Here is an 18,211-nt window from a genome sequence, read left to right as displayed (position 1 = left end):
ATTTTTATTCTTATCCCCTGCGTTTAAAATAACCCAATAATTTGGTAACATAACTCTGATCCAATCTAGTGCTCAGCATCCCTGCCCCACTTTTATTGAAACTATCTTTAAAATAATCTTCCCGCTCCCGGAAATACTTGCCATAGGCATTTCGCACTGCTTTAGCCGAGGTATTCACCATGGTGAATTCTCCGGTTTCTCTATCCTGCATTTGCACCAGCCCCAAACTTGGAATCTCCTCTTCCCGTTTATCGTATACTCTAATACCAGTTACATCATGCTTCCCGCTGATGATCTTAAGAGTGTGTTGATACTCATCATCCATAAAATCGGAAAGAATGAACATGATAGCCTTCTTCTTGATAACACTGGTAACATATTTCAACGCTCCCGCTATATCTGTCCCTTTTCCCTTAGGCTGAAACTCTATAAGCTCCCGAATTATTCGAAGGACATGAGATCGACCTTTTTTAGGCGGAATAAATAATTCTACCTGATCGGTGAACAATAACAAGCCTATCTTATCATTATTTTGTGTTGCCGAAAAAGCCAGAGTTGCTGCAATTTCGGTAATAACTTCTTTTTTGAATTGATTTTCACTTCCAAATAGTCCGGAAGCCGAAATATCTACCAGAAGCATCATGGTGAGTTCTCGCTCTTCTTCAAAAACCTTTACAAAAGGTTCATTATATCTAGCGGTAACATTCCAATCTATATTTCTTACATCATCTCCAAACTGATAATTTCTTACTTCACTAAAGGTCATCCCCCTCCCCTTAAAGGTAGAATGATATTCACCCCCAAACACATGATTGCTCAGTTGTCTGGTCTTGATCTCAATTTTCCGAACCTTTTTAAGTAATTCTTTAGTGTCCATTGCTTTTACAAGCTATTTTTAATGAAGCCTGAACGATTTTATTAATAGTTAAGTTGAAGAAAAATAAATGTTGAAAAGACTAGGGCACTTCAATTTCATTTACAATTTTACTTATAATATCTTCTGAAGTTACGTTTTCTGCTTCTGCTTCATAAGTAATTCCAATCCTGTGTCTTAAAACATCATAAACAACTGCCCGCACATCTTCCGGTATCACATATCCTCTTCTCTTTATAAAGGCATAACATTTAGCGGCCGTAGCAAGATTGATACTTCCACGAGGAGATGCTCCAAAGTTGATGAGTGGCTTTAATTCCTCCAAGTTATACTTTTCAGGAAAGCGAGTAGCAAAGATGATGTCTAAGATATATTTTTCGATCTTTTCATCCATATAAACCTCTCTCACCGCTGCTTGCGCTCTAGAAATTTGTTCTAAGGTCACGACCTGGTTGATCTTATCAAAAGCACCTTTTAAATTCGCCCTCACAATTAACTGTTCTTCAGCCATTTGAGGATATTTTATAACGGTTTTAAGCATGAACCTATCTACCTGAGCTTCTGGTAAAGGGTAGGTTCCTTCCTGTTCTACCGGGTTTTGAGTAGCCATCACTAAGAATGGTCTATCTAACTTAAATGTTGTGTCACCAATGGTAACCTGCTTCTCCTGCATAGCTTCCAGTAAAGCCGATTGTACTTTCGCCGGCGCTCTGTTTATCTCATCGGCAAGCACGAAATTTGCGAAGATGGGACCTTTCTTTATGCTGAAATCATTCACCTTCATATTATAGATCATCGTTCCCACAACATCGGCAGGTAAAAGATCTGGAGTGAACTGAATTCTACTGAAACTCCCAGCAACAGCCTGAGAGAGGGAATTAATAGCAAGGGTTTTTGCAAGTCCCGGAACTCCTTCCAGTAAAATATGTCCTTGTCCGAGAAGACCTATCAAAAGGCGCTCAACCATCTCTTTCTGACCTACAATTACCTTATTGATCTCTCTGGTAAGTACATCAACAAAAGCACTTTCTCTCTCTATTTTTTCATTTAAGCTTGAAATATCGACTGAAGCGTTATTTTCTATCATAGGTTGTCATTTTGAATATGTGAAGATATTTACAAATTACCAACGATGCAAGTGGAATTAATATTGAAATTAAGGGTGTTAAAAATTAGTTAAAACAAAGCGGCTGCCTGAGAGAACTCAAGCAGCCGCAATTTATAGTATGTTTCTTAAACTAGTTCAAGAAAATTGTTTCAAGATCTATGCTTGCACCGGCACTTACCTCAACATTGTTAATGATCTTAGCATTAAGGCCAGAAACAATTGCCGGGGTAACGCTTATTTGATAAGTTCCTGCCGGAACGCCATTCAATACAAACTCTCCATTTGCATCGGTATAAGCTGAAATAGTAGTGTTTGCATTGGTAGCTTTTACAACACTTTGAAAAGTAGTAGGATGAACCGCTCCTTTTATTTCCCCGTTTTCTTGTCCGCTAGAAGCTCTAATTACCGGCTTTAAAATAAAACCTCCTGAAGATCCCGCTGATACGATTGATTGATCTACATCAAAATCTAATAAAAATTCATACTCTTGTCCGGCTTCCAATTCCTGATTAACCTGAATTTTCAATCCAGATTGCTGTGCGCTTGGCGTGCTTAAAGGCTGAGATTCTCCATTAATAACAACCGTATTGTTATTACCCAGAACAAGTCTTATCTGACTTAAATACCCTGCCTCAACTTCAGCATTCGCTAATAATTGAGTAACACCACCTGTAAGTTCTAGTAAGTTGTAAACTCCTGCTTCTACATTAGTGAGGCTTGTCCAGCCCTCTTCATCTGCCGACGCTTCCGATTTTACCATTACATCTACCACATCAACATACACAGCATCGTAATCTCCGGGAGCATCAGTCATACTAACTTTTACTCGAGCAGAATCTCCTCCAGAATTATCATCATCACTACAACTATAGATCATAGTTAGCGCTACAACAGCCATCAACAGGCCGGTTACCCTCATTCTACTAGTTTGTTTCATAAAAAGCATTTTCATAGATTAATTAATTTAGGTTTGATGTGTACAACGCCATATTGCTTTGTAAGATTTTATCGAATTTCCCAATTAACAATTTTTAACAAATTCATAAAGAGCGAAAGCTTTACATAAGTGGCTTAGTTGCAATACATTTTATACCTTCATCACTTTCTAAAAAAGAAATATTTAACACTTATGAAAAAGACAGCGCTAATAACCGGAGCCAGTAGCGGAATAGGGAAAGCAACTGCCCGGGCATTTGCTAAAGAAAATATCAATCTTGTTTTATGCGGAAGAAATGAAGCAGCATTAAAAGAACTTAAAGACGAATTATCTGAACGAGTTGCCGTGACCACTCTAAATTTTGATGTTCGAAATAGAACAGATGTTTTTGACAAAATTGACAGCCTCCCCTCTCAATTCCAACAAATCGATATTTTGATTAATAACGCGGGAAATGCCCACGGTTTAGACTCTATTCAAGATGGAAATCTGGACGACTGGGATGCAATGCTGGATATTAATGTAAAAGGTTTACTATATGTAAGCAAAGCCATTATCCCTCAAATGATGGAGCGTAAATCGGGCCATATTATTAACATAGGCTCTACCGCCGGAAAAGAAGTGTATCCTAATGGTAATGTTTACTGTGCCAGTAAATTCGCGGTGGACGCTCTTAACCAGGGAATGCGCATAGATTTGAACAAGGCCGGAATAAGAGTAGGTGCTGTTAATCCAGGGTTGACACAAACCGACTTCAGTAAAGTTCGTTTTAAGGGCGATGAAGAAAAAGCCAGTAAAGTATATCAAGGTTTTCAGGCATTACAACCAGAAGATATTGCAGACATCATTCGGTTTGTAGTTACTAGACCTTATCACGTTAATATTGCCGATCTTACGGTAATGCCTACCGCCCAAGCTAGCAGCACTATTGTAAATAAGAATTGAATGCTTTAAATTATGGCAGCCCCCTATTCAGCTAAAAGAAATGATCAATAAAAGGCTTTTAATAAAACACCTGCTCGCTCATAACGACGAGAATAGCTTTTATGACAAAAAGCGAAAGCTGAATATTGATCAGAAAGAAGGAAAGGCAAAATTTCTAAAACATATTTGCGCGCTTGCCAACTCCAACCCTTCTAACAATTCTTATATAGTAATTGGAGTAGAGGATGAGGACAATAAGGTGACCGGAGTTGACTTTTTTGATGACAGCAAAATTCAAAATTTAGTGAATGCCTACCTAGCTAATCCGCCGTTGGTCTCCTATGAGAATATCCCCTTTCCGCATTTGCCGGATCATTTGGTGGTGGGTTTAGTCACAATTAAGCCTAATACCGGCAAGATATGCTCACTACGAAAGAACATCTGGAAATATTACGGAGGTTCTGTATTTATAAGGGAAGGAAGCATCAGCATGCCAAAGGTTTTTGGCATAGAATTAAAAGATGTGAATTCTGCTACCGTTGCTGCCATTGAAAAGAATGCCCAGAACAACATTGAACTTACTCTAGACGGAGTATTTGATTTTATGCAGAAAAGAAGGGATTTCCAACCCGATTATAAGGTGTTCAAAGAATATTTTGTGGTATGCTGGGCTGGTAAAATGAAACGATCGAATCATGAAGTTTATTACTCCAGAGTAGATATCGAACTTATAAATGAACAGGTAAAACTGTTTTATTCTGAATTAGATGAAGTGAGCATCAGCATCGATAAAGATTATTTCAAGATTGTAGAATATGTTCATTTAGGCTTGCAAAACAAATTTCATTATTATCCTTTAGAAGAAGTTATTATAAAATTTAAGGACAATGCGGGTTATGATATAGAGAGCAAGCTACTTTTTGAACCCCCACAATTCGATAAAAAAATACTATATCATATCTACAATTCGAACAATGCCTTAATTTTGAAGCTTAAAAATAATATTCCTCTTACTACGGCTGAAGAAAGCGATCTTTTAAATCTTCCTGGCACCTATCTTATATGCTATTTGAATCATTTCAATTTTGCTATAGAAAAGCTACAGGCCGCAAAAGATTTATTAAAGAACCATAATCTTGATGCTTATTTAGCCTACAAGGAAAGTATGAGGATCCTTAGAAAAGTGAAATACAGTTAACATGAACAGAACTATTGCTATTGGAGATATTCACGGAGGCTTAAAAGCATTGATACAACTTTTAGAACGCATACAACTCACTCCCAACGATAAACTCATATTTTTAGGAGATTATGTAGACGGTTGGAGTGATTCTGCGAATGTGGTTAGCCACTTAATTGAATTGGCAAAGCAGAACACCTGTATCTTTATTAGGGGAAATCACGACGATCTCACTCATAAATGGCTGCAAACAGGAAAAATAAATGAACAATGGTTGCAGCACGGCGGTCAGTCCAGCATAGATGCTTATAGAAATTTCTCTAATAAGGAAATTGAAAAGCATATCCAATTTTACAACCAAATGCTCAATTATTACGTAGATAAGGAGAAGCGTTTATTTGTACATGCCGGTTTCACCAATTTGCACGGTCCGGAACAAGAATATCATCCTACAGGGTTTTACTGGGATAGAACTTTATGGGAAACGGTACTATCGCTGGATAAATCAATTTCTGTCTCTCATAAATTTTACCCTAAACGGCTGCAGTTATTCAATGAAATATTTATTGGTCACACCCCTGTTACCCGAATAGGAGAAACAAAACCGGTAAATATGGCTAATGTTTGGAACGTCGATACCGGCGCCGCATTTAAAGGTAAGATCTCGGGAATCGATGTGAATTCAAAAGAAATGTGGCAAAGTGAACCTGTTCACATACTATACCCCCATGAAGATGGTAGAAATTAAGTAAGTTTTGTATTGCAAAGCTTAATATCTTCATATCTTTGACATTAGATATAACTATTGCATTATTTTTGATTATTCAATAGAACATACCTGCCAGCACTCTACATAATGATGTTTTGTAGTGCATGGTAACCTTAAAACAATAAAGCTATGGCCTTAGACAATATACGATTAGAAGTTATGAAAACGGTCGAGAAATCGATTGATAGTTTCGTAGATAAATATTTAATACCTGTTGAAGAAATTTGGCAACCTACAGATCTTTTACCTAATCTTCAAAATGAGAATTACATAGACGAGATCAAGGAAATAAGAGAGGAAGCCAAGGAACTGGGATACGACTTTTGGGTGGTATTAGTTGCCGATATGGTTACCGAAGAAGCACTACCTACCTACGAATCGTGGTTAATGGATATGGAAGGTGTTAACCAACATGGAAGACAAGATGGTTGGTCTAAATGGATTCGTCATTGGACAGGAGAAGAAAACAGACACGGTGATACGTTAAACAAATACCTTTACCTTTCAGGCAGAGTAAATATGCGTGAGATCGAAAAAACCACGCAATACCTAATTAATGATGGGTTTGATATTGGAACCAGTCGCGATCCTTATAAAAACTTCGTGTACACAAGTTTTCAGGAATTAGCTACCAACATTTCTCACAAGAGAGTGGGGCAACTGGCAAAGAAAAAAGGGAATAAAATGCTTTCTAAAATGTGTAGCATTATTGCCGGAGATGAAATGAGACACCACTTGGCTTACAGAGAGTTTGTAAAGATCATCTTTGAACATGACCCTAGCGAAATGATGTTGGCATTTCATGATATGATGAAGAAAAAGATCGTAATGCCCGCCCAGTTCATTAGAGAATCCGGACAAGGAATTGCTGAGGCTTTCGAAAATTTTTCAAATGCCGCGCAACGCTTAGGAGTATACACTACTTATGATTATATAGACATTTTAAGTAAGTTGAATGATTACTGGCAGATAGATAAATTCACCTCATTAACCGATGATGCTGAAAAAGCTCGTGATTATCTTTTGGCTTTACCTTCAAGAATGACAAGAATTGCCAACAGGATTTCAATTCCTCAAGATCAGCACCAGTTTAAATGGGTAGAACCAAACGGAATAATTTAAGATATTACAATATCTAATAACTAAAAAACCCGCTTCACTATTGAAACGGGTTTTTTTATTTCCTTTAAAGTCCTTTTTAAAGCACGTAAGTGATTATAGTTTCATTTCCGGGATTTCCCCATCTATAACAAGAGTTCCCTCAGTAGCTTTCTTTATTTCTTCCATACTCACTCCCGGTGCCCTTTCCACTAGCTTAAAACCGCTATCGGTTACTTCCAGAACAGCAAGATCGGTAACAATTTTGGTCACGCATCCCACCCCTGTTAAAGGAAGTGTACATCTTTTTAAAATTTTAGACTCCCCCCTTCGGTTGGTATGCATCATTGCTACAATGATATTTTCTGCGGAAGCTACTAAATCCATCGCTCCTCCCATACCTTTTACCATTTTCCCGGGGATCTTCCAGTTTGCAATGTCTCCATTCTCGGCAACTTCCATCGCTCCTAGAATGGTAAGGTCTACATGTTTCCCTCTAATCATACCAAAGCTCATCGCTGAATCGAAGAAACTTGCACCCGGCAGCGCAGTAATGGTTTGTTTTCCCGCATTTATTAAATCAGCATCTTCTTCTCCTTCAAATGGGAAAGGTCCCATTCCTAAAATTCCGTTCTCACTTTGAAATTCAACTTCAATATCATCTCTTACAAAGTTTGCTACTAAAGTTGGGATTCCTATTCCCAGATTTACATAATATCCATCCTTTACTTCCTGAGCAATACGTTGTGCAATTCCGTTCTTATCTAATGCCATATTCTTAATTTGAAGATTTTAAATGAGTCAATGATATATTGACCTTTTATTTTTTTCGTACGGTTTTTTGTTCAATTCGCTTCTCATAACTTTTCCCTTGAAAAATACGTTGAACAAAGATTCCGGGAATATGGATTTGATTTGGATCGAGCTCCCCCGGCTTAACAAGCTCTTCTACTTCAACAACTGTAACAGTGGCAGCGCCACACATTAAAGGATTGAAATTACGGGCTGTTCCTTTAAAAATAAGATTTCCTGCTTCATCCCCTTTCCAAGCTTTTACAAAAGCAAAATCTGCTTTATAAGCATGTTCTAAAACGTGCATCTTACCATCAAATTCACGTACTTCTTTACCTTCGGCCACTTCTGTACCATAACCGGCCGGAGTAAAAATTGCAGGAAAACCTTGTTGCGCAGCCTGGCATTTAGCAGCTAAAGTACCTTGAGGAGTTAGCTCTACATCAAGTTCCCCACTAAGCATTTGGCGCTCAAATTCGGCGTTCTCTCCTACATAAGAAGAGATCATTTTTTTGATTTGTTTTTTATGAAGTAAAAGTCCGAGTCCAAAATCGTCTACCCCAGCATTATTAGAAATACAAGTAAGGTCTTTTACGTTAAGGCGTACTAACTCTGAAATTGAATTTTCAGGAATACCACATAGCCCGAATCCACCAAGCATCATGGTCATTCCGTCCTTCACTCCTTCCAGGGCTTCGGTAACGTTGTTTACAGTTTTTTTGATCATTGAAATTTCGTTTGCCGAAATTTACAAAATTCTTGATCTTACTACAACGTTTTCAGAAAGGGAATTTAGCCCTAAGTCCTGGCTAAAAATCTAATTCATCTGGAATTAACTGAGTTTCACTACTAGCTTTCCCGTAATTGTCACAATTCACCTCTATGGAAAGATTATCGGGTCTTGGAAAATCGCCGGAAGAAACATCAAGGTCTTTATCGGCATATACTTTTTTCATATAGATCCCCCAAATTGGAAGAGCCATTGTGGCTCCCTGGCCATAGCGAATTCCAGGGAAATGCACTGCTCTGTCTTCTCCTCCAACCCAAACTCCGGTCACCAAATTAGGAACCATTCCCATAAACCAACCATCACTCTGATTTTGAGTAGTTCCGGTCTTACCAGCTATTGGGTTTTTGAAATCGTATGGATAACCCGTGACTGCACGTTTATAATCGGCATTATTAGCCGCATATGTACCACGCAGTCTGGTTCCTGAACCTCCACGGGTAACTCCTTCCATCAAGTTTACCGTTACATAAGCCGTTTCCTTACTTAAAACATCTTTGGTTTCGGGTACATTTTGATACAACACGGTACCATTCTTATCTTCTATTCTATTTACTATAATAGGTTTGATATACACACCCTCATTTGCAAAAGTGCTATACGCCGATACCATTTCGAAAAGACTCATATCTGCAGTTCCTAAAGCGATAGCAGGAACATTCGGGATCTCTTTGGTATCTACTCCTAATTTGTCTAAAAGTTCAATTACCGGCCTTGTTCCTGTTTTAGCGATCAATCTTGCAGTTACAGTATTTACCGATTGTGCCAAGGCCTGCTTCAAGGTAAGCATTCCCTCATATTTGTTATCACTATTCGCAGGAGCCCAATCATTTTGATTGCCAAGTTTCCCGGCTTCAATAGTAAACCTGTTTCGAGGTAACGTATCACATGGTGAAAGCTTTAATTGATCGATAGCTGTGGCGTATACAAAAGGTTTAAAGGTAGAACCTACCTGCCTTTTCCCCTGCTTCACATGATCGTATTTAAAGCTTTTGAAATTGATTCCTCCTACCCAAGCCTTTACTTCACCTGTTTGAGGCGACATAGACATCATTCCTGTTTGAAGGAAGGATTTATAATATAAAATAGAATCTTTAGGCGTCATGATGGTATCTTTCGTTCCAGACCAACTGAAAACACGCATTTCGGTTTTCTTATCGAAAGACTTTACAATTTCATCTTTTGATTTGCCTTGCGCTTCCATTTTATGCCATCTGTCGGAAACACGCATAGCATTTCTTACAATACCATCAACCTCTTCTGTATTAATATCTCTAAATGGTGCCGTTTTATTGCTCTCATTTTGCCTGTCAAATTCCTTTTGAAGATTAGTCATATGCATGGCTACCGCTTCTTCAGCATATTCCTGCATTCTTGAATCGATACTGGTATAGATTTTTAATCCATCTCTATAGATATTATATTCGCTCCCGTCTGGTTTAGGATTCTTCTTGATCCAATCTTTCATGAAGCCCTGAAGATAAACTCTAAAATAGGTGGCTATTCCTTCATCGTGTCCTTGCGGAGTAAATTGGATCTTCATAGGAAGTTTTTGCAAAGAATCTCTTTCAGCCTTACTCAAAAACCTGTTCTTTTCCATTTGTGCAAATACCTGATTACGGCGTTGTTCAACCAATTCCGGTCTTCGCACGGGGTTATATAAAGCCGAATTCTTCAGCATTGCAACCAGCACGGCTGCTTCCTCTATCTTAAGGTCTTTAGCCTCTTTATCAAAATATATTTTAGCTGCAGAGCGAACTCCCACCGCCTGATAAACAAAATCGTACTTGTTGAAGTACATGGTAATAATCTCTTCTTTGGTATACTGACGTTCCAAACGAATGGCAATAATCCATTCCTTAAACTTTTGGAGCACCCTACTCATAAAGTTTTGAGATACATCTTCAGTAAAAAGTTGTTTGGCAAGCTGCTGAGTAATGGTACTTGCTCCTCCACGAGCGCCTAAAAACACAGCTGCACGTAAAGTTCCTCTTGCATCTATTCCGGCATGATCGTAAAAACGTTCATCTTCGGTAGCCACCAATGCTTTAATTAGATGATCAGGCAGATCTTCATATTTTATAGGAGTACGGTTCTCACTATAATATTTCCCTAAAGTCTCCCCATCGGAAGAGAAAATTTCAGTTGCAAGGTTGGTTTCAGGATTTTCTAATTCTTCAAATTTTGGCATTTTCCCGAAAGCACCCCATCCCGCAAGTAAGAAGAGAAGAATTATAACTAATATTCCAAGACCAAAAAGAGTCCAGAAACCTACTATATATTTACGAAAATCATTGCTTTTGCTAGCAGATTTTGGATTTGATTTTTTTGACGGCTGTGCCATATTGCTGTTACAATTAATTTTGGATATTCTCTATTCTAAAACCAATTTCGGTAATACCTTCCAGGTCTTCGATCCCTTTTTCACTTCCATTCTTTCGCATGGCTTGCTTTAAGGAAACCTCATACTCTCCAGATTCTGGAAAGCGTACTTTTTCCTTATACCAGAGCTTATTCTCCTTCACATCGCCAAATCCGGTACCAAGCCATTTTCCTCCGGGAGTTGTCATTTCATACTCCAAAGTATCGGTAACTACTTTTCCTTGCGGAAATTGAATTTGCGCAATTAGAAATAGATTGCTGTAACCGAAATCATTATTATTTCTCACGTTTATGAACAGGTTATACGCCTGAAGGGAATCTATATTTTGAAGTTTAAACGTAACAATTGAATCTTTATTCCATTGATTAGGAATAGATTGATACTCATCGTACACTCGTTTTGAATCGCAGGAACCGAAAAACAGTGCAGTAAGTACTAAAACCGACAAGAAGCCTTTATGCATTATTGGAAGGTTTTCCTTTTTTACGTTTGTTTTTTCTGCGTTTTTTTGGAGCATTGCCTTTTGGCTTATCAAATCTGGTTAAACTATCCTGCCCTACTACATTACTGAAATCAGGTTTAGAACTGTCGGCAGAAGGTGTTAACACTTCATATTCCTCTAAACTCGCCACAGGCTCCTTAACAACGTTGCATTTAATAATTTTATTTGCCTGCTCTGCACTTAATTTATGCCAGTTCATCCAATCTCCCTCGTAAGCATACCATAAGAATCCTTGAAAAATATCAATTTTCTGACAAACTGCAGTTCCTTTCTTCGTGTATAGTTTCACCTCTGTTTTAGGGAAAGCTTTTAAAGCATCCAGATACGTGTCTAATTCATAATTCAAACAACATTTTAACTTACCGCACTGTCCCGCTAATTTCTGCGGATTAAGAGATAATTGCTGATATCTTGCTGCAGAAGTATTTACCGATCTAAAATCGGTTAACCATGTAGAACAACATAGTTCTCTACCACATGAACCAATCCCTCCCAAGCGCGCAGCTTCTTGCCTGAATCCTATTTGACGCATTTCTATTCGCGTGTTAAACTCTCTAGCAAATTCCTTGATAAGCTGTCTAAAATCTACTCGCTCTTCAGCAGTATAATAAAATGTAGCTTTTGAGGCATCACCCTGAAATTCGATATCGCTTATTTTCATGCTTAACTTCAACCTAATAGCGATCTCACGGGCACGGACTTTCATTTTTTCTTCTCGGCCACGTGCTTCCTGCCAGATATCGATATCTCGTTGAGTTGCTTTTCTGTATATTTTAAGGACCTCTTCGCTGTCCTCACTAACTTTTTTCTTCTTCATTTGCACTCTAACCAGTTCTCCGGTAAGAGTAACAATTCCTACATCATGCCCAGGAGCCGCTTCTACAGCAACAACATCCCCAATGCTAAGAGTTAAATTTTCTGTATTTTTAAAAAAATGCTTCCTTCCGTTCTTAAATCGAATTTCCACACAGTTAAAAGCTTCTACTCCATTTGGTAAAGACATGTTTGCTAGCCAATCAAAAACAGTGAGTTTATTACATCCATCTGTTCCACAAGTCCCATTATTCTGACATCCTTTTGGCTGACCATCTTTTCCGGTCGCGCAAGTACTACATCCCATATTGTATATATTGAAATTCTAACAAGTGAATACCTGTTGAATTGATATTATTAATTTTCTTAAGAGGTAAATATACCAATATTTATTTGGTCCTGTAGTATTGATATTTATTACCTACAGCTTATACTTCAATACCTCTGAACGACCTTTTTTAAAGATCTTATTACTATTTGGTATTCCTTTTCTCAAGGCTTTCTGCTCTTCATACGGCAATGCATTTACTTCTTTACAAGCTGTAGAACAACATGTGTCCATTGCTTTTGAGCATTCTTCACACTGAATGAATAACAAATGACACGCCTCGTTAGCGCAATTTACATGAACATCACAAGGTTTTCCGCATTGATGGCAGCTAGAGATAACCTCATCGGTAATTCGCTCACTGCGTCTATGATCGAACACAAAGTTCTTTCCTATAAATTTATTATCTAATTGTAGATTATCTACCTGCCGGGCATATTCAATAATTCCCCCTTCTAATTGAAAGACATTTTTGAATCCCTTATGTTTATAATATGCGCTGGCTTTTTCACATCGAATTCCACCGGTACAATACATTACCAGATTCTTATCTTCTTTATGCTCCTTAAGATCCTCTTCTATAATTGGCAGGGAATCTCTAAAAGTGTCAACATCAGGTGTGATCGCTCCTTTAAAATGACCTATTTCGCTCTCATAATGATTTCGCATATCCACTAATATAGTGTTTGGATCATCTAACAAAGCATTAAATTTTTCGGCGTTCACATGCACCCCTTTATTGGTGACATCAAAAGAGGCATCGTTCAAACCATCGGCCACAATCTTCTTGCGCACCTTTACTTTTAATTTCAAGAATGATTTCAGGTCATGTTCAATTGCTATATTCAAACGAACATCCTTTAAAAAGTAGATACCATCTAAAAAGTCTTTGAATTCAGCAAATCTCTTTGCCGGTACCGATAATTGGGCGTTTATACCTTCATGTGCCACATAGATTCTTCCCAGAACCTCCATAGCATCCCAGGCAAGAAATAGATGATTTCGAAATAAATGAGGATTGCCAATCTTGGCATAGGCATAAAAAGAAAGAGTTAACCTGTCTTCCCCTGCTTCTTCAATAAGGGCGGCTCTTTCTTTCGCGCTTAATTTGTTGTACAGTTGCATGCTATACTTATTTTAAGTTAAAAGAAATATTTTTGCAAAGGTAATCTTTAAATTGAAGAAAGAAAAAATGCTCCGGAAAATCGTTTTTGCGGAGCATTTTTCTGAATGGCTAATTCGTTATTTAAAAATTTTAAGTTGTTCTTAAAAATCTATAACGAATTAGCCTCCATCAACCCTACTACTACCATTTAGAACTACGGTAGTTGTAGCGCCGAATTTATTTAGAATAAAACTTGTTTTAAGAAACCGCATAATCGAAATTGATTGGTTTCTAACAAGATGCAGAGATTTAAAAAAGGTTGCGTGTTAAAAATTGTAGCGATAGAAAAGTTATAGTATTTTAGCAGCACGCATTTAATTAGATATAAAATATGAGCAACGATAAAGAAAAAGAAGCAAAACTAAAAGCGCTGAAACTTACCCTGGACAAAATGGACAAGACCTACGGAAAGGGTACGGTTATGAAGATGAGCGACCAAGCGGTCTCTGATGTTGAGGCCATCTCTACCGGGTCTTTAGGGCTTAACTTAGCAATGGGTGTTGGAGGTTATCCGCGCGGAAGAGTGATCGAAATATACGGGCCGGAATCATCGGGTAAAACCACCTTAACATTACATGCCATAGCTGAAGCTCAAAAATCGGGAGGAATTGCTGCCTTTATAGATGCAGAGCATGCATTCGACCGTTTTTATGCTGAAAACTTAGGGGTAGATTTAGAAAATCTTATTATATCTCAACCAGATAATGGAGAACAAGCATTAGAAATAGCAGATAATTTAATTAGATCTGGAGCTATCGATATTATCGTAATAGATTCTGTTGCTGCCTTAACCCCTAAGAGCGAGATCGAAGGAGAAATGGGAGATTCTAAAATGGGACTTCATGCGAGATTGATGTCTCAGGCTTTAAGAAAATTAACCGGAAGCATTAGCAAAACAAATTGTACAGTAATCTTCATTAACCAGTTACGTGAAAAAATTGGGGTGATGTTCGGAAACCCTGAAACCACTACCGGAGGGAATGCTCTTAAATTTTACGCTTCAGTAAGACTGGATATTAGACGATCTACTCAAATAAAAGATAGTAACAGTAATGTTTTAGGAAACAAGACCCGAGTAAAGGTTGTTAAGAATAAGGTGGCACCACCATTTAAAACTGCTGAATTCGATATCATGTACGGAGAAGGTGTTTCTAAAATTGGAGAGATCATAGATATTGGTGTAGATTATGAAATCATCAAAAAGAGTGGATCTTGGTTTAGCTACGAAGACACCAAATTAGGTCAGGGAAGAGATGCTGTAAAAGCTATCCTTAAAGATAATCCAGATCTTATGGACGAATTGGAAGCTAAAATTACAAATGCCATAAAAGTGGCCAAAGAATAATGATTATCTCACATTTCAAAATTAAATCCTGCTTCGGCGGGATTTTTTTATTCCTGTACGCAACCCTTTAGCCCTAACTGCATCTGTTAATTGTACAACCTTTAGGCATATGTAGAGATGAATGGGTTAACACGCTATGTAATTGTATTTCTGATTCTTACCTCTTGTTCTAGTAACGATGATGGGAGCAATATAGCACAAAGCCTTGCGCCAACCATATCTGTAAATCTTCCCGAAGAACTTGTATATGCGCAGACCTCTAATTTTGAGATAGCGTACAAACGTGCATCGAGCTGTCATCGCTTTTCAGGTTTTGACATCTCGAAAAAAGATAATGAAATTATTATAGCGGTGGTAAATAGCTATAATACAACAGCTAACAATTGTGTGACATCTGGTGAACTTCAAGCAGGTGCCGTATTAAATTTTGTTGCAGAACGAGAGGATTTTTATATCTTTAAATTCTGGCAAGGCGAAAATACAGCAGGCGAAAACAGATTTTTAACTGTGCGAGTTCCCGTTACCCGGCCAGGTAATGAATAAATTTAAAAAACCCCGGCTATTGAGTTTAAATCAGCTCATACACAATTGTAAGAAACAGGATATCGGCGCACAAGAACAACTTTATAGGCTATATGCCAATAAATTGTTTGCAGTGTGTTTGAAATATTCTAATAGCTACCAGCAGGCTGAAGACAACTTGCAGGATGGTTTTATGATCATATTTGATAAAATTAAGCAGTACCAGGATAAAGGTTCTTTTGAGGGATGGATGAAGCGTATTATGATTAATACTACACTTCAGAAGTATCGAAAACAAAGTGTTTTTGAGATTGTCAATGAAGATCATTTAAAAGAGCCGGCTTTAGAGATTAATGAAGAAAATGTTTCTGTAGATTATTTATTGAAGATTATACAGGAGCTACCAGATAGATATCAGCAGGTTTTTAACCTGTACGCATTAGATGGCTTTTCGCATAAAGAAATTGCTGAAATGCTTCAGATATCCACAGGAACTTCTAAATCTAATTTAGCAAGGGCACGAATAATATTAAAAGAAAAAATTGAAGCCAATCAATTAAAAATGGCTGCGCATTCTTAATTTAATAATGGAAGAGAGAAAACATATAGATAGATTGTTTCAGGAGAAATTCAAAGATTTTGAAGCTACTCCGCGTGAAGCTGTGTGGAAGAACATTTCTTCCCAACTTCCGGGTAATCAAAAAAGAAGATTATTCTCTCCATTATGGTATAAACTTGCAGGAGTTGCTGCCGTACTAGCACTACTTGTAAATTACGCGAATGACCTTCTAAAGATCCCTTCTTCTCAAAACACCCAAACTTCTTCTACTACTATTGTTGATGAAGATTTTGGTGAGATTAGTTTAGCTTCTTCCAGCTATACCAATAACATGATTAGATCTTCTATCGTGCTTCAAGGTATCATGATTGACACTAAGAATAAGAAAGAAGAAGAAATAGCTACTATTACAAATAAGAAAGAGAAAGCTTTAAGAGATTCTCCATTTGTGAAAGTATATAGATCTCAGTCTAATTCTAACACAATTAACAAAGCGAAAATTGCTTTAGAAGATAACGCTGGCAATACCAAACCACTAACAGGTATCAACAAACAGAAAAAAACATCTGCTAACTTACGAGACCTTCCTACTTCAAACTCTTTAGAGGATCATACTACTGAAATTTCAGAAGCCGCACCATCCAAAAGGCTTAGAATCACACCTGTTGCAGCACCTATATATTATAATAATCTTGGCGGTGGAAGCTCTATCGATTCCCGTTTTAAAGACAACGACAGCAAAGGGGAAGTAACTATGGCATACGGAATTAATTTCGCCTATAAGATTAGCGATAAAATAAAGATACGCTCTGGAGTTAGTAAAGTTGATATGAGTTATAATACCAACAACATCGCATTTACAGCAGCTGTTAATCCTTCTACCTTAAGCGGAATTAATTATAGCGAAAACTCTCCAAATTATAAAATTGAAAACAGAAGTGTCCGGCCTTTCAGCAACTTAAATGCCTCGGCAGAGTTTAGTCCCGCTAGCTTAGCAGCTCCTACTTCCGGATACATAAATCAAAAATTTGGTTTTATTGAAGTTCCTCTGGAAATTGAATATGTTTTAATTGATAAAAAGATCGGACTGAATATTATTGGTGGAGGTAGTACACTTATTTTAGACGAGAACAGTGTTTCTTTAAACGCTTCCAATTTCTCTACTAATTTAGGGAAAGCCAACAACCTTAATAACCTGAGTTTTACAACCAACTTAGGGGTGGGAGTAGATTACAATATTTCCTCTCAGTTCCAATTCAATTTGGAGCCAATTTTAAAATATCAAATCAACACATTTGATAAAACCACCGGCAATGTTAATTCGTATTACTTTGGAGTATATTCCGGGTTCAGCTTTAAATTCTAACAACATTTCTTAGATTGAAGGAGCGCGTAGCTCTTGAAGAATCCTAGCATAGGTCTCTTCTTTCAATTCCCTTTTATCAGCCTGAGTTTTATTAAGGGTTGGAATTATCTCATGCACTTTTGCCCTCATAATTCCGGGACTTCCTGAGATGAAGATATATGAGAAACGCTTACGGTTATCGTGAAAAGTAATAGGTACAACAGGTATTTGATGATCGATCGCCAAGCGGAACGCGCCGTCTTTAAAATTTGCAAGCTCTATGGTATAATCATCCGGCACCCCACCTTCAGGGAAAATACAGATACTATTTCCCTGATCCAATCTTCGCTGTGCTTCCTTGAAGACCCGGTGCCTGCTTTTTTGCGAATTCCTGTCTACAAGAATGCAACTACGTTTGTAAAAGTATCCAAATATTGGAATTTTAGCCAATTCTCTTTTTCCAACAAAAACAAAAGGATGATCTATTACAGCTAACATTAGCATGATGTCTATCATCGAGGTATGATTAGCCACAAACATATAACTGTTACCCTTAATTAATTTCGCAGCTGACTTCTGTTTGGGTAAGAACCCCATTCCGTACAGGATAATCTTAGCCCAGATCCGGGCACATTTAAAGAATTGAGGGTAGAACTTTTCTGAAGAGGTAAAGATTACCAACACAGGGAACATTACCACAATTGGTAATCCTAAAAGAATATAAAACCAAATTCTCCAGAGAATAATTACAAAACCCTTAACTGTACGCATAGGCCTCAA

18 protein-coding genes are annotated in these 18,211 nt (G+C 37.6%); 8 read left to right on the top strand and 10 right to left on the bottom strand.

What is annotated here, in order from left to right; translation table 11 throughout:
- Positions 1-10 precede the first annotated feature (10 nt).
- From L1I30_RS03400 to L1I30_RS03390, 3 genes are all read right to left on the bottom strand, one after another.
- Positions 11-877 (bottom strand): DUF58 domain-containing protein, encoded by an 867-nt coding sequence (locus L1I30_RS03400; protein ID WP_236132843.1) that lies wholly within the window; start codon positions 875-877, stop codon positions 11-13.
- A 79-nt stretch (positions 878-956) separates the two neighbouring features.
- Positions 957-1,961, bottom strand: a complete 1,005-nt coding sequence (locus L1I30_RS03395) for an AAA family ATPase (RefSeq protein WP_236132842.1) — start codon at positions 1,959-1,961, stop codon at positions 957-959.
- 151 nt (positions 1,962-2,112) lie between these two features.
- Positions 2,113-2,919, bottom strand: a complete 807-nt coding sequence (locus L1I30_RS03390) for a DUF4382 domain-containing protein (RefSeq protein ID WP_236132841.1) — start codon at positions 2,917-2,919, stop codon at positions 2,113-2,115.
- 192 nt (positions 2,920-3,111) lie between these two features.
- Between L1I30_RS03390 and L1I30_RS03385 the strand changes: the two genes are divergently transcribed.
- The 4 genes from L1I30_RS03385 to L1I30_RS03370 all read left to right on the top strand — a co-directional run bounded on the left by L1I30_RS03385 (position 3,112) and on the right by L1I30_RS03370 (position 6,914).
- Positions 3,112-3,864 carry an SDR family NAD(P)-dependent oxidoreductase gene (locus tag L1I30_RS03385; protein WP_236132840.1) on the top strand — a complete coding sequence of 251 codons (753 nt, stop codon included), beginning with the start codon at positions 3,112-3,114 and terminating at the stop codon, positions 3,862-3,864.
- A gap of 40 nt (positions 3,865-3,904) precedes the next feature.
- A complete protein-coding gene (locus L1I30_RS03380; protein ID WP_236132839.1) occupies positions 3,905-5,041 on the top strand; it encodes an ATP-binding protein in 1,137 nt (378 codons plus the stop codon).
- 1 nt (position 5,042) lies between these two features.
- Positions 5,043-5,771 carry a metallophosphoesterase family protein gene (locus tag L1I30_RS03375; RefSeq protein ID WP_236132838.1) on the top strand — a complete coding sequence of 243 codons (729 nt, stop codon included), beginning with the start codon at positions 5,043-5,045 and terminating at the stop codon, positions 5,769-5,771.
- Positions 5,772-5,921: 150 nt separating this feature from the next.
- On the top strand, positions 5,922-6,914 hold the full coding sequence (locus L1I30_RS03370; RefSeq protein WP_236132837.1) for an acyl-ACP desaturase: 993 nt from the start codon (positions 5,922-5,924) through the stop codon (positions 6,912-6,914).
- Positions 6,915-7,007: 93 nt separating this feature from the next.
- On the opposite strand, the gene L1I30_RS03365 is transcribed toward L1I30_RS03370, so the two are convergent.
- The 6 genes from L1I30_RS03365 to trhO form a co-directional block, all read right to left on the bottom strand.
- On the bottom strand, positions 7,008-7,664 hold the full coding sequence (locus tag L1I30_RS03365) for a CoA transferase subunit B (RefSeq protein WP_236132836.1): 657 nt from the start codon (positions 7,662-7,664) through the stop codon (positions 7,008-7,010).
- Positions 7,665-7,710: 46 nt separating this feature from the next.
- Positions 7,711-8,409, bottom strand: coding sequence for a CoA transferase subunit A (locus L1I30_RS03360; RefSeq protein ID WP_236132835.1), 699 nt, complete (start codon positions 8,407-8,409; stop codon positions 7,711-7,713).
- 82 nt (positions 8,410-8,491) lie between these two features.
- Positions 8,492-10,813, bottom strand: a complete 2,322-nt coding sequence (locus tag L1I30_RS03355; protein WP_236132834.1) for a penicillin-binding protein 1A — start codon at positions 10,811-10,813, stop codon at positions 8,492-8,494.
- A 13-nt stretch (positions 10,814-10,826) separates the two neighbouring features.
- Positions 10,827-11,315 (bottom strand): gliding motility lipoprotein GldH, encoded by a 489-nt coding sequence (locus tag L1I30_RS03350; RefSeq protein WP_236132833.1) that lies wholly within the window; start codon positions 11,313-11,315, stop codon positions 10,827-10,829.
- Positions 11,308-12,474, bottom strand: a complete 1,167-nt coding sequence (locus L1I30_RS03345) for a PSP1 domain-containing protein (protein WP_236132832.1) — start codon at positions 12,472-12,474, stop codon at positions 11,308-11,310. Before L1I30_RS03345 ends, L1I30_RS03350 begins: the two co-directional genes overlap by 8 nt.
- Positions 12,475-12,588: 114 nt before the next feature.
- Positions 12,589-13,620 (bottom strand): oxygen-dependent tRNA uridine(34) hydroxylase TrhO, encoded by a 1,032-nt coding sequence (trhO, locus tag L1I30_RS03340; RefSeq protein WP_236132831.1) that lies wholly within the window; start codon positions 13,618-13,620, stop codon positions 12,589-12,591.
- A 371-nt stretch (positions 13,621-13,991) separates the two neighbouring features.
- Between trhO and recA the strand changes: the two genes are divergently transcribed.
- The 4 genes from recA to L1I30_RS03320 all read left to right on the top strand — a co-directional run bounded on the left by recA (position 13,992) and on the right by L1I30_RS03320 (position 17,452).
- Positions 13,992-15,005: a recombinase RecA gene (gene recA, locus L1I30_RS03335; protein ID WP_236132830.1), complete on the top strand. Its 1,014-nt coding sequence runs from the start codon at positions 13,992-13,994 to the stop codon at positions 15,003-15,005.
- Positions 15,006-15,122: 117 nt separating this feature from the next.
- Positions 15,123-15,548, top strand: a complete 426-nt coding sequence (locus L1I30_RS03330; RefSeq protein WP_236132829.1) for a hypothetical protein — start codon at positions 15,123-15,125, stop codon at positions 15,546-15,548.
- A gap of 19 nt (positions 15,549-15,567) precedes the next feature.
- Positions 15,568-16,107 carry an RNA polymerase sigma factor gene (locus tag L1I30_RS03325; RefSeq protein ID WP_236132828.1) on the top strand — a complete coding sequence of 180 codons (540 nt, stop codon included), beginning with the start codon at positions 15,568-15,570 and terminating at the stop codon, positions 16,105-16,107.
- 7 nt (positions 16,108-16,114) lie between these two features.
- On the top strand, positions 16,115-17,452 hold the full coding sequence (locus L1I30_RS03320) for a hypothetical protein (protein WP_236132827.1): 1,338 nt from the start codon (positions 16,115-16,117) through the stop codon (positions 17,450-17,452).
- Positions 17,453-17,461: 9 nt separating this feature from the next.
- Here the strand turns inward: L1I30_RS03320 and L1I30_RS03315 are convergent, their stop codons facing one another.
- Positions 17,462-18,202 carry a lysophospholipid acyltransferase family protein gene (locus tag L1I30_RS03315; RefSeq protein WP_236132826.1) on the bottom strand — a complete coding sequence of 247 codons (741 nt, stop codon included), beginning with the start codon at positions 18,200-18,202 and terminating at the stop codon, positions 17,462-17,464.
- Positions 18,203-18,211 lie beyond the last annotated feature (9 nt).

The sequence above is a fragment of the Gillisia lutea genome, assembly GCF_021568705.1.
GTDB classification, from domain to species: domain Bacteria; phylum Bacteroidota; class Bacteroidia; order Flavobacteriales; family Flavobacteriaceae; genus Gillisia; species Gillisia lutea.
This window is presented reverse-complemented; position numbering and strand designations above follow the sequence as displayed.

Bases quoted from the DNA above. Each gene is read 5' to 3' on its own strand.
- L1I30_RS03375 (WP_236132838.1), top strand. From the start codon at position 5,043: ATGAACAGAACTATTGCTATTGGAGATATTCACGGAGGCTTAAAAGCA.
- L1I30_RS03390 (WP_236132841.1), bottom strand. From the start codon at position 2,919: ATGAAACAAACTAGTAGAATGAGGGTAACCGGCCTGTTGATGGCTGTT.
- L1I30_RS03350 (WP_236132833.1), bottom strand. From the start codon at position 11,315: ATGCATAAAGGCTTCTTGTCGGTTTTAGTACTTACTGCACTGTTTTTC.
- L1I30_RS03395 (WP_236132842.1), bottom strand. From the start codon at position 1,961: ATGATAGAAAATAACGCTTCAGTCGATATTTCAAGCTTAAATGAAAAA.
- L1I30_RS03400 (WP_236132843.1), bottom strand. From the start codon at position 877: ATGGACACTAAAGAATTACTTAAAAAGGTTCGGAAAATTGAGATCAAG.
- L1I30_RS03345 (WP_236132832.1), bottom strand. From the start codon at position 12,474: ATGGGATGTAGTACTTGCGCGACCGGAAAAGATGGTCAGCCAAAAGGA.
- L1I30_RS03370 (WP_236132837.1), top strand. From the start codon at position 5,922: ATGGCCTTAGACAATATACGATTAGAAGTTATGAAAACGGTCGAGAAA.
- L1I30_RS03320 (WP_236132827.1), top strand. From the start codon at position 16,115: ATGGAAGAGAGAAAACATATAGATAGATTGTTTCAGGAGAAATTCAAA.
- trhO (WP_236132831.1), bottom strand. From the start codon at position 13,620: ATGCAACTGTACAACAAATTAAGCGCGAAAGAAAGAGCCGCCCTTATT.
- L1I30_RS03360 (WP_236132835.1), bottom strand. From the start codon at position 8,409: ATGATCAAAAAAACTGTAAACAACGTTACCGAAGCCCTGGAAGGAGTG.
- L1I30_RS03365 (WP_236132836.1), bottom strand. From the start codon at position 7,664: ATGGCATTAGATAAGAACGGAATTGCACAACGTATTGCTCAGGAAGTA.
- recA (WP_236132830.1), top strand. From the start codon at position 13,992: ATGAGCAACGATAAAGAAAAAGAAGCAAAACTAAAAGCGCTGAAACTT.
- L1I30_RS03385 (WP_236132840.1), top strand. From the start codon at position 3,112: ATGAAAAAGACAGCGCTAATAACCGGAGCCAGTAGCGGAATAGGGAAA.
- L1I30_RS03355 (WP_236132834.1), bottom strand. From the start codon at position 10,813: ATGGCACAGCCGTCAAAAAAATCAAATCCAAAATCTGCTAGCAAAAGC.
- L1I30_RS03315 (WP_236132826.1), bottom strand. From the start codon at position 18,202: ATGCGTACAGTTAAGGGTTTTGTAATTATTCTCTGGAGAATTTGGTTT.
- L1I30_RS03330 (WP_236132829.1), top strand. From the start codon at position 15,123: ATGAATGGGTTAACACGCTATGTAATTGTATTTCTGATTCTTACCTCT.
- L1I30_RS03380 (WP_236132839.1), top strand. From the start codon at position 3,905: ATGATCAATAAAAGGCTTTTAATAAAACACCTGCTCGCTCATAACGAC.